The organism is Enterococcus sp. C76 (assembly GCF_040886985.1).
GTDB classification, from domain to species: domain Bacteria; phylum Bacillota; class Bacilli; order Lactobacillales; family Enterococcaceae; genus Enterococcus_B; species Enterococcus_B lactis.
On record NZ_JBFOEY010000007.1, the window covers coordinates 155,999 to 178,068 of the forward strand.

The window sequence follows — 22,070 nt, forward strand, 5'->3', positions numbered from 1 at the left end:
TTATTGCAAAAAATGTGGTAAAATGAAAAAAGTATGTTTCAAACCGACGAAGAAGAGATGAAAGAGAAACAGCAAAAGAAATCCTAGATGTTACAGAGGAATTTTCATTTACTTAGTGATTCTAACAATTGCTGATACTAGCGATTTAGTTCATTTGTTGTATAATAATGGGGAACAGCCGAATACTTATATAAGGATTCTGGCTATAGCGTTTCGCAAAAGATCCATTTTGTTAATGAAGTATATCCAAAATAAAATGCCCATCCAACTGTCAGAACGCGGATGTGCTGGTAATTTTCCTGCTGATTCTCCATAAGTTGAGAACTAGTGATTTTGCATGTGCTTCATTGGAATGGCTCGTAAATTTAGATAAAGAAGAAAATCGACATCTTTAAACTTGGATGTCATAAGAAGAGGTGAAATTTGTGAGTACCATTAAAATTATCCCATTAGGCGGCGTTCGCGAAAATGGAAAAAACATGTATGTCGCAGAAGTGGGCGAGGATATTTTCATATTAGATTGTGGGCTAAAATATCCTGAAAATGAGTTGCTGGGAATCGACGTCGTCATCCCAGATTTTACGTATTTAGAAGAAAACATTGATCGTGTAGCTGGTGTCTTTTTAACACATGGGCACGCAGATGCGATCGGGGCGCTTCCTTACTTGTTGTCGAAAATTTCTGTACCAGTATTTGGAACGGAGTTGACGATCGAGTTAGCAAAATTGAATGTCAGTCGTAACGAAGCAGCCAAAGGATTTAAGGATTTCCATGTGGTAGATGAGCATACAGAAATCGACTTTGGTGAAACAGTAGTGAGCTTTTTCCGTACCACTCACACGATACCAGATTCAGTGGGGATCAATCTGAAAACAAAAGAAGGTAGTATCGTTTATACGGGAGATTTTAAATTTGATCAAACGGCTATCCCGATGTATCAAACAGATTATGCACGATTGGCAGAAATCGGCAAAGAAGGAGTCTTAGCTTTACTGAGTGAATCGGCAAATGCAGAGAATCCTCAACCTGTAGCTTCTGAAGCTCAGATAGCTGATGAAGTATTTGATACGATCAAATATTGGGAAGGACGCATCATCGTCGCCTGTGTAGCAAGTAATTTGCAACGAGTGCAACAAGTATTGGACGCAGCAGAAAAAGCACAACGAAAAGTTGTCTTGACTGGTCAAGATTTCGAACGAATTATTCGAACAGCGATGCGTTTAGAAAAACTTCAATTACCAAGTGAAGATTTGCTTGTTACATTGAAAGACATGAAAAACTATGATCCAGAAGAACTGATCATTTTAGAAACTGGCCGAATGGGTGAACCCATCAAGTCTCTGCAAAAAATGGCAAACGGCACACACCGTAATGTCAAGATCGAAGAAGGCGATTTGGTTTATATCACTACTACGCCAAGCATCGCGATGGAAACAATCGTGGCGAAAACGGAAGATATCATTTATCGAGCTGGTGGAACAGTGAAATTGATTTCTGAGAATATGCGTGTTTCTGGTCATGCCAATCCTAATGATTTGCAATTGATGATCAATTTGATGAAGCCGACATATTTTGTGCCAGTTCAAGGGGAATATCGGGAATTAGCTGCTCACGCAGATTTGGCTCATGCAGTAGGGATGCCTTACAAAAATATCTATATTACTGGACGCGGAGATGTGCTGGAATATAAGAATAAACGTATGAGTGTTGCAGGAACTACAAGTGCAGAAAATGTAATGATTGATGGTTTAGGCATAGGCGATATCGGAAACATTGTTTTACGTGATCGGAAAATCTTATCAGAAGATGGGATTTTCGTAGCGGTTGTCACTATCAGCCGAAGAGAGAAGAAAATCATCTCAAAACCTCAAATCACTTCACGAGGATTCGTTTACGTAAAAGCTAGCCGTGATCTGATGAAAGAAAGTAGCAGTATGATCGAAACGATCGTTGAGAAACATTTAGAAAGCAATGATTTTGAGTGGAGCAAATTAAAGCAAGACATTCGTGATCAATTAGGTCGTTACTTATTTGAACAAACAAAACGACGCCCTGTGATCTTGCCAGTCATTATGGAAGCTACTCAACGTCGAAATAAGAAATAAATAAATAAGAGTAAGATGGCTCTCTCTATAGAGTGCTCGTCTTGCTCTTTTTTTGAGGGAAACAAATGATTTTTGAATACAGTATCCCTCGTTTTATAATAAACGATAGAATAAAGGGAGTGGATCCATGATGAGTCAAACAAAAGTCGAACGTTATTTAGAAGAACAAAAAATCAGCTATCAACCACTTGATTTTAGTCATATAGTAGAGGGATCTTTCACAGAAGAACTACAAAAAAGAGGGATTGATCCAGCTTTGATATGTAAAACTCTCGTAGTAAAAGGGAACAAAACCGGGGTGATCATCGCATTGATTCCTTTGGATGATCATTTAGATTACAAAAAAACGAGACAAGTGACGAAAGATCGTAAAGTCGGTTTTCCTGGAATGGATTTTGTATTAGCACATACAGGCTATCCTCACGGAGCGAATACCCCTATTGGAATAAAACTCGCACATCCTGATTATTGTTTTTTAGCAGACAGTTCTTTAAAAGAAAAAGAAGAAGTGATTGTGTCGAGCGGTGAAATCGGGAGAAGCCTCCAGATAAAAGTAGCTGATTTAGAAAAAATCGTCCATCCTATTTACGCTGATTTAATTAGTTAAGTGACGAGAAGAGGAGCCAAGCAGAGAGCTCAAACTTGAGATTATATCTGCTTGGTACTTGGTGCATCCTGTATTATCTGTTACAATTACTTTGTGCATACTGTACTATCAATCCAATGAAAATATATTTAGTAACTATATTTTTTCATTGATGTGCAAGTAATGAAATCGGTTTTAATAAAAAAGATACAGAGAAAACGTGAGGTGTAGAATATGAAAATTACGTATCATGGACATTCTTGTTTAACGATTGAAATGGAAAATGGCCAACGTGTGATGATTGACCCGTTTATTACAGGAAACCCATTGTCAGATTTAACTGCAGAAGAAGTAAAGACAGATTGGTTGCTGATTACTCATGGACATAGTGACCATATAGGAGATATGATCCCTATTGCAAAAGAAAATCAAGCCACGGTTATCAGTATTGTTGAGATCGCTGATTATGCAAATAGCAGAGGAGTAGATTCATTCGGTATGAATATCGGCGGAAAACATGCATTTCCATTCGGCACAGTAAAATTCGTCCATGCACAGCATAGTTCAAGCTATGAAGTAGATGGTATCGTTCAGTATATGGGTGAGCCTAGCGGAATCATTATCCAAGCAGAAGGCAAAACGATTTATCATGCAGGAGATACAGCTTATTTCAGTGATTTAGGATTGCTTGCAGAGGAATTCGATATTGATGTTGCTTTCTTGCCGATTGGTGATAACTATACGATGGGACCAGAGGATGCGGCTCGGGCTGCACAAACAATTCGTGCCAAGAAAGTCGTTCCAATCCATTACAATACGTTCCCTGTTATTGAACAAGATCCTGAATCTTTTGTAGCATTACTGAAAGATAGCGAAGGAAAAATAATGAGCGTCTCGGAAACGCTGGAAGTGTAGGCAGAAAATGGCGACAAAACATGATTTGATTTTAGAATATATTGAAAGTTTACCTGTGGGCAATCGAATTTCTGTAAGAAGCATCGCAAAAGAATTGAATGTCAGTGAAGGAACAGCGTACCGTGCAATCAAAGATGCGGAAAATGTCGGACTAGTTTCAACGATTCAACGAGTAGGTACGATTCGTATCGAACGTAAATTAAAAAAACATATTGAACGTTTGACATTTGGCGAAGTCGTCAGGATCATTGAGGGGGACGTTTTAGGTGGCTCGGCAGGATTAGACAAGGTCTTGAATAAATTCGTCATTGGTGCGATGACTAAACATGCCATGGAACGCTATATTACACCAGGCTCACTGATGATCGTCGGCAATCGGGCGGAAGTCCAAAAATTAGCATTGGAAGATGGCGCTGCAGTATTGATCACAGGCGGATTCAATACGACTGCTGAGATTGCAAAGCTAGCCGATGAACTTGAAATGCCAATCTTGCGCACTTCTTATGATACATTTACAGTCGCTACCATGATCAACCGAGCATTAAGTGACCAATTGATCAAAAAAGATATTATGCTTGTTAGCGATATCTACATGCCGGCAGAAAAGACACATTATTTGCATCAGATGGATACGATATCTGATTATCAACGTTTGTCAGAAGAAACGCAACATTCACGTTTTCCAGTCGTTAACCGCCATCACCGTTTGATGGGGATCGTTACGGCAAAAGACGTTTTAGGGAAATCACCAAATCAGATCATTGATCGAGTGATGACGAAAGAACCAATCAGTGTAAAGAAAACAATGAGTATTGCTTCTGTTAGCCATCAAATGATCTGGGATGGGCTGGAAGTCATGCCGGTCGTTTCCGATGACTTGACATTGGAAGGCTTGATTACCCGGCAAGATGTAATGAAAGCGATGCAGCTTGTCCAGCGACAACCGCAGATTGCAGATACGATTTCAGATCAGATATCTGGAAATATCCATACGATTGATACCGATCGTGAAGGGAACCGTTTGGAAAACCCTAAGTTCAAATTTGTAGTGACACCACAAATGGTCAATGGTGTTGGAACCATTTCTTTTGGTGTACTTAGCGAAATCATTTCTGATGTCGCACAAAAAACAATGGTGATGAACCAAAAACGAAATATCTTGATTGAACAAGTGAACCTACATTATTTGCGGCTGATCCAATTGGAAAGCGAGTTGGACATTCGTCCACGTGTATTGGAAATCGGCAGACGTTCCGCTAAATTGGATATCGAAGTATTTATTGAAAATACCATCGTTTCCAAAGCAATCGTTGTTTGTCAAGTAATGGAACGTTCTTAGAAAGCAGGAGTGAAATGACAGTACAGCAAGAAATAGTAGATACAATAAAAAAATACGATAAAATCATTATCCACAGGCATTTGCGCCCTGATCCTGATGCGTTAGGATCACAAGTAGGATTAGCTGAACTATTACGGGAAAGTTTCCCAGAAAAAGAAATACGACAAGTAGGTGAAACGATTGAAGGTCTTCGCTTTTTAGCAGAAATGCAAGAGGTTGAAGATGCCTTCTATCAAGGAGCACTAGTCATCGTGACCGATACAGCTAATTCACCCAGAATCAGTGATCAAAGATATCAGTTAGCAGAAAAGCTGATCAAAATCGATCATCATCCCAATGATGACCCTTATGGAGATCTTGTGTGGGTAAATACAAAAGCAAGCAGTTGTAGTGAGATGATTGCAGAATTTGCTTTGATGTTTCCTGAATTATTTAAGATGAACGTGGAAGCTGCACGGTTACTTTATGCGGGAATCGTCGGAGATACAGGGCGCTTTTTGTATCCCTCCACGACGTCCCGTACATTAGAGATTGCATCGATATTGAGAAATTATCCATTTGATGCAAGTGCTTTGAATAGAGAGATTGAGCAAATGCCGATGAAAGTCGCTAAACTTTCCGGTTATCTTTATCAAAATATCCAGGTGGATGAAAATGGTGCAGGAAGAATAATCCTTCCGCAAGAAATTCTTGATAAATATGGAATCGATGATTCAGAGACGGCTTCAATCGTTTCTCTTCCTGGAGTGATCGACGAAGTACTAGCTTGGGGTATTTTTGTTCAGCAGCCTTCAGGACATTACCGCGTACGCTTACGTTCTAAGGGACCAGTCATCAATGAATTAGCGAAACGCCATCATGGGGGAGGCCACCCATTAGCAAGTGGTGCGAATGCAAAAGATTTAGCAGAAGTAGAGGAAATCTATAAAGAGATTCAAGACATTTGCCGATCGTATAAGAGTAGAGAAACGAAGTAACAACTTCATTCGAAAACGTTCCTTTTGTGGTAAAAATCACAAATGTATCTTTTCAACATCTTCTTTTTCCGTTACAATAGTGCTCACTAAAGATTTTAAAGGAGAAAGAAGATGACATTACCAAATTGCCCAGAATGCGGCTCAGAGTACACATATGAAGATCGAGGTCTGTTGATTTGCCCAGAATGCGGGAACGAATGGAGCAAAGAAGAACAAAAAACTGTCATAGAAGATGGATTAGTGGTATTAGATGCAAATGGAAACCGTCTGTCAGAAGGCGATAGCGTGACAGTGATCAAAGATTTGAAAGTAAAAGGTGCATCAGGTGCCATTAAACAAGGAACGAAAGTCAAAAACATCCGCTTAGTAGAAGGCGACCATAATATCGATTGCAAAGTAGAAGGATTTGGACCGATGAAACTGAAATCGGAATTTGTGAAAAAGAATTAAAGAATATTCAAGGTCTTTTCACATTCTTTTCTTGCTACTAATGATAAAATAAAGGAAACAAAAAGGAGTGAAACGACAATGTATGGTTATGGAATGTATGGTTTTTTAGATCCGACATTTCTTTTGGTCATTCTTGGATTAGTCATTTCCGGAATTGCGTCTGCTTATGTCAATAGTACTTTCCGCAAATATGATCAAGTGAGAAGCAAAAACAACGTGACTGGTACACAAGCAGCACAATATATATTGCAAAGCCAACAAATAAATAATGTTGGCGTTCAACAAATTGCCGGAGATCTCACAGATAACTACAATTCAGGTAATAAGATGCTGAGCCTGTCTCAAGCGACTGCGCAATCTACTTCAGTTGCTGCGATAGGTGTAGCAGCTCATGAATGCGGACATGCGGTGCAAGATGCTTCGGGGTATGTTCCATTGAAGATCCGTGCGGCACTTGTTCCCGCAGCTAACTTTGGTTCGATGATTTCGTTCCCATTGATTATGGTAGGTGTATTGCTTAGTTGGAACTCTACGTTGATCAATATCGGGATTTTTGCTTTTTCTTTAGCGTTACTCTTCCAATTGGTGACATTACCAGTTGAATTCAACGCATCTCGTCGAGCAATCCAAATTTTGAGTGAAGGCGGACTGCTGACGGAAGAAGAAGTACCGATGGCAAGACACGTATTGTTTGCAGCGGCATTGACTTACGTTGCAGCGGCGCTTTCGACATTCTTGCAACTACTGCGTCTGATTTTATTGTTTGGCGGTAACCGAAGAGATTAACATAAAGAGGCTGGGACAGAAGCGTTTTACTCCAAGAAATAAGAAGGAATTCACGAAAATTGCTTTTCAAATTTTTGTGAATTTCAGCTTATTTCCGAAGGAGTTGCTTCTGCTTCCGTCGTTTATACGTGTTTAGAGCGTGAGACAAAAGTGTTCTTTACTTTTGTCCCACGCTCTTTGTTTTATTCTCATATCTTTTTTTCATATACAGTTCTTGAATCGCTTTTATCAACTCACCGAATAATACTGTATCGTGGTTTGTATCTAGATAGAAAGTTTCCGTTTCAGCTGATATTTTCTCATGCTGATCTGTAATAATCAAATCAGCATGTTCAGGATATTCGATAATCTTGATTGCTTCATTGCGAAATAGTTTCTGTAAATGACTTTGCAGATGGTAATTCCCTGTGAATGGTTTGGTTATCTGCAAGTGGATGAGTAATTGTTCTTTCATTTCTGTTTGTAATAAGTGTTGGATCAATTGACTAAGGTATTGACTTAATTGAACTTTTTTTCTAGAGTTTGAAAAAATTGTGTCGATTTTTTCTCTTAATTTTTTTTCCTGTATAAAAGAAGCTGTTTGATTGGAGGTAGTTTCTGGAAAGCAGAGTGTAGAAAAGCTACTGCTAGATTCACCTAACAGTTCCAAAAGAATAACTGCTAGTACGAGAAAATAAAAATAGATCGGTTTTTTGTCTTCCAAATGATTGATAGGAAACTGTTGAGTTAAGTAAGTCATCAATTGATCGACTTGTTGGCAAATAAGGTTTTTGCTTGTGGAAAATAAGAAACCAATCACCTGTTTTTGTTGGAATGAAATTTGATTTGGAAAAAAACAATAGAAAAAATAATTGAAGTAGGCTCTTTCCGTTTCTACCTCTTCACAGGGATAAATCGCTGAAAAAGAAGTAAAGCATTCTGAATAATCATGTGTACGCTGCAACAAATCCATTAATTCAGTAATTTCAGGAGAAATTTTCGAAAAACGTGCCTGTTGTCTGTTACGACATATGAATAAAGCAAGTAATAAATAGATGTTTTTTTCTTGTTTTGGATTTTTTTCTCTGTGCTCATCCTTACTTTTCTTTTTTAGTGTATTTAATTCAAGAGAGGAAAACGGCCAATCGTCTCCTTCGAATGTATCTGAAAGAAAAAAATAAAGATAAAGGCGGATAGATAATTCGTTTCCTTCAAGAACACAGCAGTTTTGTACAGATACGATCCTTAAATGGAATTTATTTAATGAATGATTGAGCTGTTTTGTCAGCTTTTCGAGATAGGAGGGCGATATATAAAGTTGTTCAAGTAAATACTTTTTTGGTACAGCAGATTGTGGATAATTGATCAGCAACATTAAATAATTAAAACGATTGGATTCTTGTAGGTAGCGTAATCTTAACTTATAAAAAACAGCTAGCTTTTTAGGCTGATCGGTTTCTTTGGTGTAGATCTCTCCTTTATGGTTAGAATAAATAAATTCCTCCATCAATAAAAATTGCTTGAGCGAAAAATTTACTTTCCGAATCAACTCTTTGATTGTTCGTTTTGGAATATGCAATTCATTGGCTAATTCCTGTAAAGAACAATTTTTTTTTTGAATGACCCTGTGCAGAACAAGCAACTCTTTTTTTCTTGCTTCAATTAACATAATAGCCTCCTTTTATTCTGTTTTTGTATATAGTTAGACAAAAACTGTGAGTGGAAAGTCATTTCAGTGTGTGTTATTCTCACAGAGTACCGCCTTTTGTTTGTATATATTGTTATTTAAATCTTGTTATCACCTTGTTTATTCTATTGTTTATTTCATAGGATGTTTTGTCAAGGCTTTCTTGTATAAGAAGTAAATATACTTGATTTTTAATGGATATATCTAAAGTGATTATGAAGGTTATCAGTGATTATTTCGCTATTTTTTTAATTTTGTATGTTATTTATTAGAGGGTAGTTGAAGAGGGAAGGAGGTAAGAATAATGGGGAGAGTAACGAATTATAGTAAAGAATACTTGCTGTTCAAAAGTATGGTATATGTGGAAGAATATGGAATGAAATCAATTACTGCAAGAGATCTGGCGGATTTCTGCGGGTGCTCTACATATCCGATTTATACACATTTCAAATCGATCAGCGGGTTAAAGGAGAAAATATTAGAAGAAATCACTGTTTGCTTTGAACGATACTTAGCTGAATGCAATTCCAATGATGTTCTAAGCACAGTCTACTTGCTGAAAGATTTTTTTTCTATCCATGAAAGTATCCGTGGAATCATTGCAAAATCTGAATTAGACATGAATTCGCTATTTAAACGGCCATTTTTCTCATACATCAAAAGCCACACGAAAATCAAAGAAGAAAAGTTGCTTGAATTGCTTTGGCTTAATGCATTGGGAAGTTTAAGCTCAGATAATTTTTCTCAAGATTTTTTTGAAACGATGAACGCTGTTTGGGATAAAAACGAGGTGACGGATGAATACTTGGAAAGTATCTTAAAGGACCAGTTATCTTAGGAAGCAACATGAAAAAGTAGATCAGCCACCTTTATTTTTCGTAAAAAAGATTGTAAAATGTCTAACGAAACATTTGAATGAAGGAGGAAGCTACAACGTTACCACAGCAATTTATCAAAAAATACCGTCTTCTTTTAGGCGAAGAATCAACTGAATTTTTTTGCGCACTTGAGCAAGGAAGCGCAAAAAAAGGATTTCGGTGGAATCCACTAAAACCGGCAGGATTGGCTATGGTTCAAACTTACCATAGCGAAGAATTGCAACCCGCTCCCTACAGCAATGAGGGATTTCTTGGCACTGTGAATGGAAAGTCTTTCCTCCATCAAGCTGGGTACGAATATAGCCAAGAACCAAGTGCAATGATCGTTGGAACAGCTGCTGCAGCAAAACCCGGAGAAAAAGTGTTGGATTTGTGTGCGGCTCCCGGCGGTAAATCGACCCAATTAGCTGCTCAAATGAGAGGCAAAGGGTTATTAGTGTCAAATGAGATATTTCCGAAACGCGCGAAAATCCTATCAGAAAATATAGAACGATGGGGAGTTTCGAACGCAATAGTGACAAATCATGCACCTGCAGAGCTTGTTCCTCATTTTTCCGGTTTTTTTGATCGGATCGTGGTTGATGCGCCTTGTTCAGGGGAAGGGATGTTCAGAAAAGACCCGAATGCAGTAAAAGAGTGGACAGAAGAATCTCCGCTACACTGTCAAAAACGTCAGCAAGAGATTTTGTCTTCAGCAATAAAGATGCTAAAACATGAAGGGCAGCTGATCTACTCTACTTGTACGTTTGCACCAGAAGAAAATGAAGAGATTATTAGCTGGCTTGTAGAAAATTATCCAGTAACAATTGAAGAAATCCCTTTGTCTCAAACCGTTAGTTCAGGACGTCCTGAATGGGGAAGCGTAGATGGTTTGGACAAAACAGTACGTATATGGCCTCATGAAAATCAAGGAGAAGGGCATTTTGTCGCAAAGTTGACTTTTCATGGACAAAACCCGACGTGTAAAGAAAAGAAAGTACGTAAGAAACGGAAAGAACAATTGACAAAAGAACAGGAAAAACTTTGGACGGAATTTTCAATGGATTTCCATTATGAAATCACTGGGAGACTTTTAGTGTTCAACGATCATCTTTGGGAAGTTCCTGAGTTGCTCCCTTCTCTTGATGGTTTGAAAGTCATGCGTACAGGTTTGCATTTAGGAGATTTCAAAAAGAATCGATTTGAACCTAGCTATGCCTTAGCACTTGCTATGAAAAAGACAGAAAACATCCCTTGTTTGTCGATCACTCAAAAGGAATGGCAATCTTACACAGCAGGAGAAACATTTCAACGTGATGGGGATCAAGGATGGGTTTTATTAGTATTGGATAAGATACCTGTCGGTTTTGGTAAACAAGTAAAAGGAACAGTAAAGAACTTTTTTCCTAAAGGATTAAGATTTCGCTGATTTCGATGAGTGGATTAGTTCGTTTATTTTTTTGTCTATGCTATGATTGAAGTAGATAAAAAGGAGCTGATACTTATGAAAACATCAACAAAAGTAACAATTGGATTAAGCGTAGCAGCCGCTGCCAGTGTAGCGACAGCAGTCGTCGTATCGGGAAAAGTAATGGAAAAGATCCATCATATGACTACTCGGACAAAAGTAAAAAAATTCGTCCATGACAAATTCGATGGAAATGAAAAATTGATGGAAATCGTAGATGATCTGTCAGATAGTGACTTGGATTCTTTGATGGGGATGTTAGCAAAAATAAAATCAGGAAAAAAGAAAATCTCTGTTTACGGTGATTCCATCAAAGACTCAACCGAAGACGTAAAAGATCGCCTTATGCATTTTGTTGAAAAAATGATGTAAGAGAAACTAGCTTTTGAACACTATTCATTCGAAATAAGGGGTTGTGACAAAATTTTTGTCATAACCCCTTTAACTTATCTTTAATCATGTTCATGAATCAATAAAAGGTAGCAAAACAGTAAATCATTGGCTTTTTTTAGATTGAAACCTGATTGTTCTTGAAATTTTTCGATTCGATATTTTAGCGTATTCCGATGAAGAAACAATGTTTTTGCAGCAGAGCTGACATTACCTAATTCATTCCATAATTCTTGAATGATCTCTTCCATTTCATTTTGTTTGATCAGTTCTATGTAACTTTTGATCAACGCACTATCTTTCATGACATCTTTTGTATAGTAATGTAAAGCAACATCTTGCATAGAAAAAGTACGGCTGTGAGTATAGAGATTGTTTTGCTCTGTTAAAAAAATTCTTCTTTCTTCAGCAAACAAAGGGACAAGGTCGCTACCTGGTGAATGAAAAGAACCAACGAATACAGACGTTGTCGTATCAAAATCAGCATCTAAAGATAGAAAAATACCATTGATCTCAGCAGCATCAAGATAATCACAATTTTTTTGTTCGATCAAGAGAGCATCAGTATCTGTATAAAAGAAGAAATCAGCAGAATAGCGAAATAATTCCAAAATAGTATCTTGCCATTCTTTTTTTAAGAATTCTCCTTTCGATTCGACGTGAAGCTGGATCAAGCGAAAGCTTTTTTCTTGGATGCAAGAAGCATCTTTAAAAAGATAGTGATACCATGGATGTTTTTTTTGATCGCTGACTATAGGGAATAACGCTTTCAAAAGACTAGTTTCTTGTTGGGATAGTGAATCGCTTTTGATCCAAATAAAAGCATCATCAACTGCAAAAGAAAGGATATCAGCTTCTGACGCTGGACAGCTTTTTTTCTGTGCTTGTGGGTAAAGAGCAAGTAATTTATTCATTTTCATCTTGTTCACCTCTTGTATTTATTTTACCATAGAAAAAAAAGTTAGTTACAGCCTTTTTGTCATATGCTAAAGTAAAACAAGAAAAAACAAAGGCAGGGAAGAATAATTGGTTAATACAAATCTTGATGCAGTAGATAAAGAAAAATGGATGCGCCTTGCATTGGCAGAAGCAAAAAAAGCAGAAGTGCTCCATGAGGTTCCGATTGGAGCAGTGGTTGTATTAGAGGGAGAAGTAATTGGAAAAGGATATAACCTTAGAGAAACGACACAAGATGCTACTACACATGCAGAAATGCTTGCAATCAAGGAAGCCTGTGAAAAAGTTGGAAGTTGGCGCTTAGAAAATGCGTCTCTTTTTGTTACCTTGGAACCTTGTCCTATGTGCAGTGGCGCGATGATTTTGTCTCGTGTAGCAGAAGTTTATTTCGGTGCATATGACCCGAAAGGCGGAACAGCCGGCACTTTGATGAATCTTTTGGAAGACGAACGATTCAACCATCAAGCGTATGTAGAAGGTGGCATTTTAGAAGACGAATGCGGGATGATTTTGACTGACTTTTTTCGAAAGCTACGTCAGCGAAAAAAGAAATTAAAAAAAGACTAGTCAACGAATGAAAAATAAGGTATACTATTCTTTGCCGAAAGGCTAGGACAATGGTGGGCTTGTGAAGCGTGTCAGGTCTGGAAGGAAGCAGCACTAAGCAGGTTCCGCCATGTGTCTGATTATAATAAAACGACGACAGACTTTCGGGTCTGTTTTTTTTTTATTTCTAGAAATAATTAGGCTATAAAACTGAATGGTTTTTCGTTCTTTTAGCCAGACTATTTTATCGAATATTATACTTATGTAATTTGCTTTTAGGCAGGAAAAGCTCTGAAATGGAGCTTGTTTCAATGGAAGAAAAAGCTGCCTGTGGTATGATGAAGATAAAGAGAGGCGAGAGGACACATGGAAAAAATAGTGATTTTACATACGAATGATCTGCATTCACATTTAGAAAATTGGCCAAGGATCAGAAGATTCTTAGATCAGCGTAAACGAGAAAACGAAAAGAAAGAAAATACGACAACGATTGCAGTCGATCTAGGTGATTTTGTGGATCGTTGGCATCCATTATCAGAGGCAACGAATGGACAGGCGAATATCTTGCTGATGAATGAAGTTGGTTATGATGCAGCGACGATAGGAAACAATGAAGGCGTAGGAAATTCCAAAGAAGATCTAAATCATTTATATGATCATGCTGAGTTTGATATCATCCTTGATAACTTGTTCGATAAAAATACGTTGCAGCCACCGATATGGACGAAACCGTATAAAATCATTACAACGAAACACCAGACAAAAATTGGCTTGATTGCATTTACTGCCCCGTTCCCGCTTACGTATAATCCAAATGGCTGGGACATACGCAATCCATATGATATTTTGCCGGAATTAGTCGAAGATTTACGTCCACAAGTGGATGTTTTAGTTTTGATGAGTCATCTCGGGATTCAAGATGATTTACAAATTGCAAAAGAAATACCAGCAATTGATGTTATTTTAGGTTCGCACACCCATCATTTATTCAGAGAAGGTCATGTAGTCAACGATGTCCAAATAGCAGCAGCTGGCAAATACGGTCAGTATGTGGGAGAAGTCCATTTAACCATCGATGAAGAAAAAAAAATCCTTAAGCATTCGGCCAAAGCCATCCCTACAGAAACAATGACAGCTTTTACAGAAGATGAACAAGAGGTAAACGGTTACTTAGAACAGGGGCATGAGCTGTTAAAAGAAAAAGAAGTAGCGGATTTGCCGTTTTCTTTAAGCCTAGATATCTTCAGTGAGCATTCGTTTATCCAAGTAGCCCTTGAGGCGGTGAAAGAACGAGGAAAGACGGACGCCGCAATATTAAACAGTGGTCTGTTTTTAACTGAAATTCCAAAAGGACGGGTCAATCAAGATCAGCTTCACACGGCATTGCCACATCCAATGCACTTGCTGAATGTCACATTGGGTGGAAATGATCTGATTCGTTTAGTTTTAGAAATAGAAAAAAATCGTCTTTTTTTACGTAACTATCCGATGAAGGGAATGGGATTTCGCGGCAAGATTTTTGGACAGATGGTCTATAATGGAATCACGTATGATTCTGTTAACCACCAAGTATTTTGGAAGAACAAGCCAGTCGATCCGACTAAAAATTATACTTTTACTACCGTCGATCATCTAATGTTTGTCCCATTTTTTCCAACGATCGAAATTGTTGGAAAAAATGAATTTTTGTTTCCTGAATTTATCCGAAGCGTGGTAGGAGATTACTTGAAAGCTCACTACCCAATCAAATAAAAACAAGGTATAATAAAAAAGATAGGTGGTGAACGCATGTCTGCAAAACAAAATGAACAGCAGAACGTTGAGCATAAAACAGAAATTGCTAAGAAAAAGTCGTCAGCTGAACAGGAAAAAACAGTCACAGAAGAATTGACAGCTGCTTTGGAAGAAATCGTCGAGGAGCCGAAAGCAGAAAAAGTCAAAGGTGAATTAGTGACGCTGTTAGATGACAGTAATTTTTTGGTAGGCGAAAGACATTATCGGCTTGTGTCCGATTATCGTGAAGGATTTAATGCAGAAAAACTGGGAGAACGATACAGTGATGTATTAGCCCGATATGATTATATCGTAGGAGATTGGGGTTATGAACAACTACGTTTAAAAGGATTCTTCCGAGCGGATAATCGACGGGCACATCCGGATCAGCGAATTGATTCATTGGAAGACTATCTTTACGAATATTGCAATTTTGGTTGTGCGTATTTTGTCATCGAAAGAATCGGCGGTAAAAAAGAAAAGACAACTCAGCGCCGAAAAAAGAAAAAAAACCATAATCGTGCGTATATCGATGAGAAAAAAGGACCAGTCACATCGAATCGCAAAAAACCGGTTATTAAAAACCGAAAAACAGAGTCAGCAAAAACCTCTGAAAAAGTAAAAAAACAGGAACAATCTAAACAAGTGGAAAAAACAAAAACAGCATTTACGATAAGAAAAAGGGAAGAGTAGTGGATGAATGGATTATAAAGGATATTTAATTGATTTAGACGGGACGATTTATCGCGGGACGGAACCTATACCGGCAGGAAAACGGTTTGTGGAAGAATTACAAAAAAGGAAATTGCCTTTCTTATTTGTTACGAATAACACGACTAAGTCGCCAGAAACAGTGGCTAATCGTCTAGCAGATGAGTTTGACATTCATGTAGCACCAGAAACAGTTTATACAGCTACTTTGGCTACAATTGATTTCATGAAAACAGATGGAAAAGGAAAAAAAGTGTATGTTATCGGAGAAGCCGGATTGATTGACTTGATTTTAGCTGCCGGATTTACATGGGAAGAAGAGGTTCCTGACTATGTAGTAGTAGGGCTAGATAATTATTTGACCTATGAAAAGGTCGTCAAAGCAACTCTTGCTATTCAAAAAGGGGCTACTTTCATTGGAACGAATCCGGATAAGAATATACCTACAGAACGAGGTCTTCTTCCTGGAGCTGGGTCAGTCATCTCTTTCGTCGAGACAGCAACCCAAACTCCACCAATTTATATCGGAAAACCAGAAGCAATCATTATGGATAAAGCCGTTGAAGTATTAGGTCTGCAAAAAGAAGAAGTAATCATGGTTGGAGATAACTATGAAACAGATATCCAAGCAGGGATACGTAATAATATCGATACTTTGCTCGTTTTATCAGGTTTCACAAAAGAAGAAGATGTACCTGGGCTGCCTATCCCAGCTACCTATGTGAAACGATCATTGGATGAATGGAGCTTCTAATATGAAAAATTCGAGATGGCGGTGGTTGGAATATGCCGGATTATTCAGCCTGTTTCTGACGCTGATCAGTTTGGCAGTTGGAGTGACGATCAATTTTCGACCGCTGTATGTATTTGATATCGGACATTTGCATATTTTGGATTATACTTCTTTAGACCAAGAGACATTACTGAAAAATTTTGATCACCTGATGAATTATCTTAATAATCCCTTCCAAACAGTCCTCAGTTTGCCGGACTTTCCAGTTTCTGCTAGCGGCGCTCATCATTTTTATGAAGTGAAAATTTTGTTTTTAGTGGATTATGCTGTATTTTTCATCACTCTGATCCCAAGTATTTTGTTTATCAGATATTTGCAAAAGAATGATCGTCTTTGGCGATTGATTCGTCCGTTTCAGATTGGCATGTTGCTGCCAGTTATTTTCGGTTTTTTCATGATGATTGGATTTGATCGCTTTTTTATCCTTTTTCATGAAACGTTTTTCAACAACGATGACTGGTTATTCGATCCTGTAACTGATCCAATCATCAATGTACTTCCAGAAGAATTTTTCATGCATAGCTTTATCTTGTTCTTTGTAGTATTAGAAGTATTTTTTGCTATTTTTCTTTTCTTAGGGAAAAATAGTTTGAAACAAACAAAAAAGAAAGAACTCGTCTAAATAGACGTTTTCTTTCTTTTTTTGATTTATTGAGTAAGTCGACTTCTTTTTTCTGGTTCTTTGTGTGCTAATCGACTGGCAGCAGCAGCGGCGATTGCTCCGACGATATCATCTAAGAAGGTATGGACATGAACGCCATCGTGGCTGTTTAGTTCTTTTAAAATACCAGGTTTCACTTTATCGATATAGCCATAGTTTGTAAAGCCAATCGTACCGTAAACATTCACGATTGATAAAGCTAAGATCTCATCGATACCGTAAAGACCTTCGTCATCTTCTATAATGTGTTGCAACGGATCCATCAATCTTTTCTTTTCTGCTAATATATCTAATTGGATTCCGGTGATAATGGCGTTATGTACTTCACGTTTTGTTAATACGCTGTTGACACTTTCAGTACAATCTGCCAAAGTCAAATCAGAAATATAGTCTTTTTGTAAAAACATGACAAGTTGTGCGATATCTTCTACAGTTACGCCACGTTCCTTCAATAGTTCTCTTGCTTTTTCTTCTAAAGTCTCAGTTTTGACGACCATATTATTGCTCCCCCTTTATTTTTCTTTCTCTATTTCATGTTAACGGAACATGAAAAAAATGCAAGAAACTGCTTTCGGATCTCGCTTGAAATGCAGAGGAATCTAAAAAATCAACTAGGACGAAGATTTTTATCATATAAGCTTGTGCTGTGACCAGGCTGAGTCCGTTCTTTTGGATTAATGTAGTGTAAAGCATTGTTCACTGCGGTAGGTGCTTCACCGAGCCCAGTAGCAATCAGTTTCACTTTTCCTTCATAGGTACAGATATCACCAGCTGCATAAACACCTGGAATAGAAGTAGACATATCTGATTTTATAGTGATGGCATTTCTGGTACTATCAAGTCCCCAAGAAGAGAGATGTTCTAAATTAGAAGTGAATCCATAATTGACGATCAGAGCATCAATCATCAAATCAATTGTTTCATCGCTCTTCACTTTTTTTAAGCGGATATCTGACAGTTCTCCATCGTTTCCAGACAATCCATCGATTAGATATGGAGTAAGCAAGTTGACAGATGAAGACTTCAAACGTGATACGCTATGTTCATGCGCACGGAATTCCGGACGACGATGGATCAGGTAAACTTCGCTTGCAATAGGCTCCAACATCAATGCCCAATCGATAGCAGAATCGCCGCCTCCAGCAATAGCAACTTTTTTTCCGGCATATTTCATCAAATCATTTACGAAATAATCCAATCCGTGGTTTTCGAATGCTTCAGCATTATCTAAATTCAATTTTCTTGGCTGGAATGAACCATTTCCTAAAGCTAAAATGACTGCTTTAGAATAATGTATGCCTTTATTTGTAGTGATCTCGATAACTTCGTCTTCACGAGTAAGCGAGAGAACTTCTTCTTTTAAATGAAATGTATGGTTAAAAGTAGTTAACTGTTTTTCTAATTGATCGATTAATTCACTTGCTTTGATTGCTGGATAACCTGGGATATCGTAAATATATTTTTCAGGATATAATGTTGCTAATTGACCACCAAGTTGAGGTAGACTGTCAATGATTTTTGTTTTAGCTTGGCGCATTCCTGCATAAAAAGCGGCAAACATCCCCACAGGACCTGCACCGATAATTGTAATGTCATAGATTTCCATAAAAAATTCCTCCCTTTTCACACTATAGCAGAATTTAATTGAGAATGCTTCTCAAAAATATTTGAAGTTGAAATGGTCAGTCATAGAATTTATTCATGGAATGCAGGCAGTGATGAAAAAATAAAGAAAAACAAATCTAGTATTTTTACGGAAGGTTAGGTATTATGTTATTATTATTTATGAAGTATGCAAATAATAGGAGGAAACAATATGGGATTCCCACAACTAGATTTAAAAAGTGAAAAAGGACCAAAAGCTGTTATCAAAACAAACCGTGGTGATATTACTGTCCAATTATTCCCTGAACTAGCACCGAAGACGGTTCAAAATTTCATTGAACTTTCCAAAAAAGGTTATTATGATGGCGTGATTTTTCACCGTGTTATTCCTGATTTCATGATTCAAGGCGGCGATCCAACTGGAACAGGGATGGGTGGAGAAAGTATTTATGGCGAAAGTTTTGAAGATGAATTCAGTCGTGAACTGTTCAACCTTCGCGGAGCTTTATCTATGGCAAATTCAGGTCCAAACACAAACGGAAGCCAATTCTTTATTGTAAATAACACAAATGTGCCAGCTAATATGCTTGGACAATTGGAAGGTGCTGGATTCCCATCAGAAATCATTGAAGCGTATAAAGGTGGCGGAACCCCTTGGCTAGATTTCCGACATACAGTCTTTGGACATGTACTGGAAGGAATGGATACAGTAGATGAAATTGCAAATGTGCAACGTGGTCCACAAGACCGCCCTGTACATGACGTAGTGATTGAAACAATCGAAATTTCAGAATAGTTTGGTATGATACGGAGTATTTATAGAAAAGGACGAAACCTAGTAAGGTCTCGTCCTTTTACTTTGATAACTGATTTATTCAGTTGTTTCTAAAGCGTGCTTGATTCGATGAAGTCCTTCTAGTAAAGTCTCTTCTGGACAAGCAATATTCAAGCGCATATGTCCATGACCGGAAGGACCAAATGTGATACCAGGATTTAATACGACTTTTCCTTTTCTCACTAGAGTATTCTCTAATTTTTGGTCATCTGAAATATAAGCGGTAAAATCCAACCACATTAAATAAGTTCCTTCAGGGCTCATTATTCTCACTTTCGGAAGATGCTGTTCAAAAAACTGATTAACTGTTTGAACATTTTTTTCTAGATAAGGAATCAGTTGGTTTAACCATTCTCCACCGGTCTCATAAGCCGCTTGAGTCCCAATCAAACCAAAAGTGTTGATTTCGTGCTGTTGATTCATCACTAGATGTTTTTCAAATTTAGCTTTCAGCTCTGGGTTTTTGATAAATACCATTGAATTTTTGATTGCAGCTAAATTGAAAGTCTTTGTTGCAGAAGTAAAGGCAATGAGCAAATCGTCCAAATCGGGATTAATCGTCAGCATGGAAGTAAATGTATGATCGAATAAAGTCAAATCTTGATGGATTTCGTCACTAAACAGAAACACTTGATGTTTTAAACACAATTCGCTTAACTGTTTCAATTCTTCTTTGTTCCAAACGCGACCTCCTGGATTATGAGGATTGCACAAGATCATTGCTTTTACATTGTTTTCTTCTATTTTTTTCTCCATGTCAGAAAAGTCCATGACAAAATGATTATTTTTTTCTAGCAAAGAGCTTCGAACAATGTGACGTTGATTTGTTTCTATAATAGAGGAAAATGGAGGATAAACTGGGTCGTGAATCAAAATAGAATCACCTGGTTTTGTAAAAGTTTGTACTGCTGCAGCTAAACTAGTCAACACACCACTTGTAAAAACAATATTTTCTTTCGTCAACTCAACAGCATGGCGTTGACGTTCCCAATGAATGATAGCCTGATAGAGTTTATCAGACAGAGTGGCATAACCAAAGATTCCGTGTTTGATGTATTCACTAAACGCATTAGCTACCCCCTCGGGAGATAAGAAATCCATATCTGCTACCCACAAAGGAAGTAAATCATCCATTTGATATGTCTCGGCAATCGCGTCCCATTTTACACTTTCTGTATCTTTTCTTGAAATCTTTTTATCAAATTCGATCATCTCAATACCTCCAGTCATTTTCGTCGCTTCTTTTTTTGAGCTATTTACAGTATAATGATAAATGCGAAGAGAGGGAAGTAGATGACTTATAAAATTGGACAAATAATTGAAGGAAAAGTAACAGGGATACAGCCTTATGGGGCATTCGTCTCTCTTGATAATGAGACGCAAGGACTTATTCATGTTTCGGAAGTACAATCCGGTTATACGAAAAATATCCATTCATTGTTAAAAGTCGGGCAGCCAGTAACCGTTCAGATCATCGACATTGATGAATATTCCAAAAAAATCAGTTTATCTTTAAGAACATTAGAAAAAACAAATCCAGCTGTTCCTTATCGTAGAAAAAGATATTTCACGAATAAAAATCGTAAAATCGGTTTTGCTACTATTGCGGAGCAGTTACCTATTTGGATAGAAGAAGCGTTATCTGAATTAGAACGGAAAGAAAATAAGAAATAAAAAGTGTGTATTTTTTCTGAAAATGTGCTAGAATTTTTATGTAAGCCATAGAACAAGGTGATCGAGGTGGAAATTTTGGCAAGCAAAAGAGTTGCTGGTACAATTATGTTGCATTTGGAGGATGGTTCTAAAAAATTTTTGGTCCATTCAATTGATGACAAGTTGGAATTTGCGTTAGCGGAACTTTCTGAAGGGAAGACTGGTTTAGCGAATATACTTAATTTCTTAAAAGAAATAGTTCATATCGATGTTAGCAAGATTAGTTTGATGGAATTGACAAATACACATATTAATCAGGAAAATGTTCCGTTGTTTGTCTTTGAGACTGAACAAAAGAATCAAAGAGAAGAATTAGGCGAAGGATATATTTGGGAAGAACCAGGTCAAATGCGCTCTGTTCTTGGAACTTACGAAGTAGAGGGAGTGCCTTTCTTCTAAAATACAGATTAAGCGAACAAAGAAGTTTGAATTTTTTTCAAACTTCTTTTTTTATTGTTTGATCCAGAAAAGACATTGAAATGTTCTGCTATAGATAATTTTTTAGTGCATTTTATTTTCAAAATATGTAGAAAACGGTTGTATAACGAATAATAATAATTGATCGAAAAATCATTTCACAAAGTAATGCTTAATTTATAGTTGACCAAGGAAGAAATACATGATAAATTTAACAGCGTTGATTCTGGAAGTGGACGTTATATCACGTTTCTGAAAAAACTTAAAAAATAGTTGTTGACATGTTGATAATGACATGATAAGATAACTGAGTCGTTAAAAAAGAACAACTTGCGAAGCTTGATTCTATCGAAAAAAACTTCAAAAAAGTTCTTGACAAATAACAAACGATGAGTTATGATAAATGAGCTGCTGAAAGATTTCGAAAAACGAAATCGAAAAAACTTTTAAAAAAGAGTTGACAATTACTTGATACTCTGATATGATATAAAAGTTGCTACGGCAGCCAAAAACAAATCGA

At 37.4% G+C, this 22,070-nt stretch carries 23 protein-coding genes and 1 other RNA gene; 19 read left to right on the forward strand and 5 right to left on the reverse strand.

Features of this window, described 5'->3' with window-relative positions; genetic code table 11:
- Positions 1–425 precede the first annotated feature (425 nt).
- The 7 genes from AB3I00_RS10520 (at position 426) to AB3I00_RS10550 (ending at position 7,158) form a co-directional block, all read left to right on the forward strand.
- Positions 426–2,105, forward strand: coding sequence for a ribonuclease J (locus AB3I00_RS10520; RefSeq protein ID WP_010732994.1), 1,680 nt, complete (start codon positions 426–428; stop codon positions 2,103–2,105).
- Positions 2,106–2,232: 127 nt separating this feature from the next.
- Entirely contained in the window at positions 2,233–2,712 is a 480-nt protein-coding gene (locus AB3I00_RS10525) for a YbaK/EbsC family protein (protein WP_368025179.1), read from the forward strand.
- A gap of 213 nt (positions 2,713–2,925) precedes the next feature.
- Positions 2,926–3,606, forward strand: a complete 681-nt coding sequence (locus tag AB3I00_RS10530; RefSeq protein ID WP_368025180.1) for a metal-dependent hydrolase — start codon at positions 2,926–2,928, stop codon at positions 3,604–3,606.
- 7 nt (positions 3,607–3,613) lie between these two features.
- Complete coding sequence (locus AB3I00_RS10535; RefSeq protein ID WP_002291018.1) at positions 3,614–4,945, forward strand: DRTGG domain-containing protein; 1,332 nt, start codon at positions 3,614–3,616, stop codon at positions 4,943–4,945.
- A gap of 14 nt (positions 4,946–4,959) precedes the next feature.
- Positions 4,960–5,922, forward strand: a complete 963-nt coding sequence (locus AB3I00_RS10540) for a bifunctional oligoribonuclease/PAP phosphatase NrnA (protein ID WP_002328963.1) — start codon at positions 4,960–4,962, stop codon at positions 5,920–5,922.
- A gap of 111 nt (positions 5,923–6,033) precedes the next feature.
- Positions 6,034–6,372 carry a zinc ribbon domain-containing protein YjdM gene (locus AB3I00_RS10545; protein ID WP_002291014.1) on the forward strand — a complete coding sequence of 113 codons (339 nt, stop codon included), beginning with the start codon at positions 6,034–6,036 and terminating at the stop codon, positions 6,370–6,372.
- A gap of 78 nt (positions 6,373–6,450) precedes the next feature.
- A complete protein-coding gene (locus tag AB3I00_RS10550; RefSeq protein WP_002287139.1) occupies positions 6,451–7,158 on the forward strand; it encodes a zinc metallopeptidase in 708 nt (235 codons plus the stop codon).
- A 157-nt stretch (positions 7,159–7,315) separates the two neighbouring features.
- Here AB3I00_RS10550 and AB3I00_RS10555 read toward each other — a convergent pair whose 3' ends face one another.
- Positions 7,316–8,806: a helix-turn-helix domain-containing protein gene (locus AB3I00_RS10555; protein WP_070704724.1), complete on the reverse strand. Its 1,491-nt coding sequence runs from the start codon at positions 8,804–8,806 to the stop codon at positions 7,316–7,318.
- A gap of 319 nt (positions 8,807–9,125) precedes the next feature.
- Here AB3I00_RS10555 and AB3I00_RS10560 point away from each other — a divergent pair, with 319 nt between their 5' ends.
- The 3 genes from AB3I00_RS10560 (at position 9,126) to AB3I00_RS10570 (ending at position 11,521) form a co-directional block, all read left to right on the forward strand.
- Positions 9,126–9,662, forward strand: coding sequence for a TetR/AcrR family transcriptional regulator (locus tag AB3I00_RS10560; protein ID WP_025477330.1), 537 nt, complete (start codon positions 9,126–9,128; stop codon positions 9,660–9,662).
- 77 nt (positions 9,663–9,739) lie between these two features.
- Entirely contained in the window at positions 9,740–11,110 is a 1,371-nt protein-coding gene (locus AB3I00_RS10565; protein WP_002335488.1) for an RsmF rRNA methyltransferase first C-terminal domain-containing protein, read from the forward strand.
- A gap of 75 nt (positions 11,111–11,185) precedes the next feature.
- Complete coding sequence (locus tag AB3I00_RS10570; protein WP_002291007.1) at positions 11,186–11,521, forward strand: hypothetical protein; 336 nt, start codon at positions 11,186–11,188, stop codon at positions 11,519–11,521.
- An 80-nt stretch (positions 11,522–11,601) separates the two neighbouring features.
- On the opposite strand, the gene AB3I00_RS10575 is transcribed toward AB3I00_RS10570, so the two are convergent.
- Positions 11,602–12,459: a helix-turn-helix domain-containing protein gene (locus AB3I00_RS10575; protein WP_002315790.1), complete on the reverse strand. Its 858-nt coding sequence runs from the start codon at positions 12,457–12,459 to the stop codon at positions 11,602–11,604.
- A gap of 106 nt (positions 12,460–12,565) precedes the next feature.
- Here AB3I00_RS10575 and tadA point away from each other — a divergent pair, with 106 nt between their 5' ends.
- From tadA to AB3I00_RS10605, 6 genes are all read left to right on the forward strand, one after another.
- Entirely contained in the window at positions 12,566–13,063 is a 498-nt protein-coding gene (gene tadA, locus AB3I00_RS10580) for a tRNA adenosine(34) deaminase TadA (protein ID WP_002291003.1), read from the forward strand.
- A gap of 40 nt (positions 13,064–13,103) precedes the next feature.
- An RNA gene (gene ffs / locus AB3I00_RS10585) (signal recognition particle sRNA small type) lies at positions 13,104–13,188 on the forward strand.
- A gap of 220 nt (positions 13,189–13,408) precedes the next feature.
- Complete coding sequence (locus tag AB3I00_RS10590) at positions 13,409–14,794, forward strand: bifunctional UDP-sugar hydrolase/5'-nucleotidase (protein WP_002328965.1); 1,386 nt, start codon at positions 13,409–13,411, stop codon at positions 14,792–14,794.
- Between the two features lie 36 nt (positions 14,795–14,830).
- Positions 14,831–15,508, forward strand: a complete 678-nt coding sequence (locus AB3I00_RS10595) for a YutD family protein (protein ID WP_002328966.1) — start codon at positions 14,831–14,833, stop codon at positions 15,506–15,508.
- 7 nt (positions 15,509–15,515) lie between these two features.
- On the forward strand, positions 15,516–16,280 hold the full coding sequence (locus AB3I00_RS10600; RefSeq protein WP_002290999.1) for a TIGR01457 family HAD-type hydrolase: 765 nt from the start codon (positions 15,516–15,518) through the stop codon (positions 16,278–16,280).
- Between the two features lies 1 nt (position 16,281).
- Positions 16,282–16,941 carry a TIGR01906 family membrane protein gene (locus tag AB3I00_RS10605; RefSeq protein WP_002310190.1) on the forward strand — a complete coding sequence of 220 codons (660 nt, stop codon included), beginning with the start codon at positions 16,282–16,284 and terminating at the stop codon, positions 16,939–16,941.
- A 26-nt stretch (positions 16,942–16,967) separates the two neighbouring features.
- Here AB3I00_RS10605 and AB3I00_RS10610 read toward each other — a convergent pair whose 3' ends face one another.
- Both AB3I00_RS10610 and AB3I00_RS10615 read right to left on the reverse strand, forming a co-directional pair.
- Positions 16,968–17,477, reverse strand: coding sequence for a phosphatidylglycerophosphatase A (locus AB3I00_RS10610; RefSeq protein WP_002290997.1), 510 nt, complete (start codon positions 17,475–17,477; stop codon positions 16,968–16,970).
- Between the two features lie 110 nt (positions 17,478–17,587).
- Positions 17,588–18,586 carry an NAD(P)/FAD-dependent oxidoreductase gene (locus AB3I00_RS10615; RefSeq protein ID WP_368025181.1) on the reverse strand — a complete coding sequence of 333 codons (999 nt, stop codon included), beginning with the start codon at positions 18,584–18,586 and terminating at the stop codon, positions 17,588–17,590.
- Between the two features lie 210 nt (positions 18,587–18,796).
- On the opposite strand from AB3I00_RS10615, the gene AB3I00_RS10620 reads away from it, so the two are divergent.
- On the forward strand, positions 18,797–19,381 hold the full coding sequence (locus AB3I00_RS10620) for a peptidylprolyl isomerase (protein WP_002290993.1): 585 nt from the start codon (positions 18,797–18,799) through the stop codon (positions 19,379–19,381).
- 75 nt (positions 19,382–19,456) lie between these two features.
- Here the strand turns inward: AB3I00_RS10620 and AB3I00_RS10625 are convergent, their stop codons facing one another.
- The gene (locus AB3I00_RS10625; protein WP_368025183.1) at positions 19,457–20,650 is read right to left on the reverse strand and encodes a MalY/PatB family protein; all 1,194 of its coding nucleotides are present in this window, start codon (positions 20,648–20,650) and stop codon (positions 19,457–19,459) included.
- A 63-nt stretch (positions 20,651–20,713) separates the two neighbouring features.
- Between AB3I00_RS10625 and AB3I00_RS10630 the strand changes: the two genes are divergently transcribed.
- Positions 20,714–21,094 carry a CvfD/Ygs/GSP13 family RNA-binding post-transcriptional regulator gene (locus AB3I00_RS10630; protein ID WP_002290989.1) on the forward strand — a complete coding sequence of 127 codons (381 nt, stop codon included), beginning with the start codon at positions 20,714–20,716 and terminating at the stop codon, positions 21,092–21,094.
- Between the two features lie 75 nt (positions 21,095–21,169).
- Positions 21,170–21,532 (forward strand): hypothetical protein, encoded by a 363-nt coding sequence (locus AB3I00_RS10635; RefSeq protein WP_002310196.1) that lies wholly within the window; start codon positions 21,170–21,172, stop codon positions 21,530–21,532.
- The last annotated feature ends 538 nt before the right edge of the window (positions 21,533–22,070 follow it).

Coding starts and splice junctions, on each gene's coding strand:
- AB3I00_RS10525 (WP_368025179.1), top strand. CDS start 2,233: ATGATGAGTCAAACAAAAGTCGAACGTTATTTAGAAGAACAAAAAATC.
- AB3I00_RS10530 (WP_368025180.1), top strand. CDS start 2,926: ATGAAAATTACGTATCATGGACATTCTTGTTTAACGATTGAAATGGAA.
- AB3I00_RS10535 (WP_002291018.1), top strand. CDS start 3,614: ATGGCGACAAAACATGATTTGATTTTAGAATATATTGAAAGTTTACCT.
- AB3I00_RS10540 (WP_002328963.1), top strand. CDS start 4,960: ATGACAGTACAGCAAGAAATAGTAGATACAATAAAAAAATACGATAAA.
- AB3I00_RS10545 (WP_002291014.1), top strand. CDS start 6,034: ATGACATTACCAAATTGCCCAGAATGCGGCTCAGAGTACACATATGAA.
- AB3I00_RS10550 (WP_002287139.1), top strand. CDS start 6,451: ATGTATGGTTATGGAATGTATGGTTTTTTAGATCCGACATTTCTTTTG.
- AB3I00_RS10555 (WP_070704724.1), bottom strand. CDS start 8,806: ATGTTAATTGAAGCAAGAAAAAAAGAGTTGCTTGTTCTGCACAGGGTC.
- AB3I00_RS10565 (WP_002335488.1), top strand. CDS start 9,740: ATGAAGGAGGAAGCTACAACGTTACCACAGCAATTTATCAAAAAATAC.
- AB3I00_RS10570 (WP_002291007.1), top strand. CDS start 11,186: ATGAAAACATCAACAAAAGTAACAATTGGATTAAGCGTAGCAGCCGCT.
- AB3I00_RS10575 (WP_002315790.1), bottom strand. CDS start 12,459: ATGAAAATGAATAAATTACTTGCTCTTTACCCACAAGCACAGAAAAAA.
- AB3I00_RS10590 (WP_002328965.1), top strand. CDS start 13,409: ATGGAAAAAATAGTGATTTTACATACGAATGATCTGCATTCACATTTA.
- AB3I00_RS10595 (WP_002328966.1), top strand. CDS start 14,831: ATGTCTGCAAAACAAAATGAACAGCAGAACGTTGAGCATAAAACAGAA.
- AB3I00_RS10600 (WP_002290999.1), top strand. CDS start 15,516: ATGGATTATAAAGGATATTTAATTGATTTAGACGGGACGATTTATCGC.
- AB3I00_RS10605 (WP_002310190.1), top strand. CDS start 16,282: ATGAAAAATTCGAGATGGCGGTGGTTGGAATATGCCGGATTATTCAGC.
- AB3I00_RS10610 (WP_002290997.1), bottom strand. CDS start 17,477: ATGGTCGTCAAAACTGAGACTTTAGAAGAAAAAGCAAGAGAACTATTG.
- AB3I00_RS10615 (WP_368025181.1), bottom strand. CDS start 18,586: ATGGAAATCTATGACATTACAATTATCGGTGCAGGTCCTGTGGGGATG.
- AB3I00_RS10620 (WP_002290993.1), top strand. CDS start 18,797: ATGGGATTCCCACAACTAGATTTAAAAAGTGAAAAAGGACCAAAAGCT.
- AB3I00_RS10625 (WP_368025183.1), bottom strand. CDS start 20,650: ATGACTGGAGGTATTGAGATGATCGAATTTGATAAAAAGATTTCAAGA.
- AB3I00_RS10630 (WP_002290989.1), top strand. CDS start 20,714: ATGACTTATAAAATTGGACAAATAATTGAAGGAAAAGTAACAGGGATA.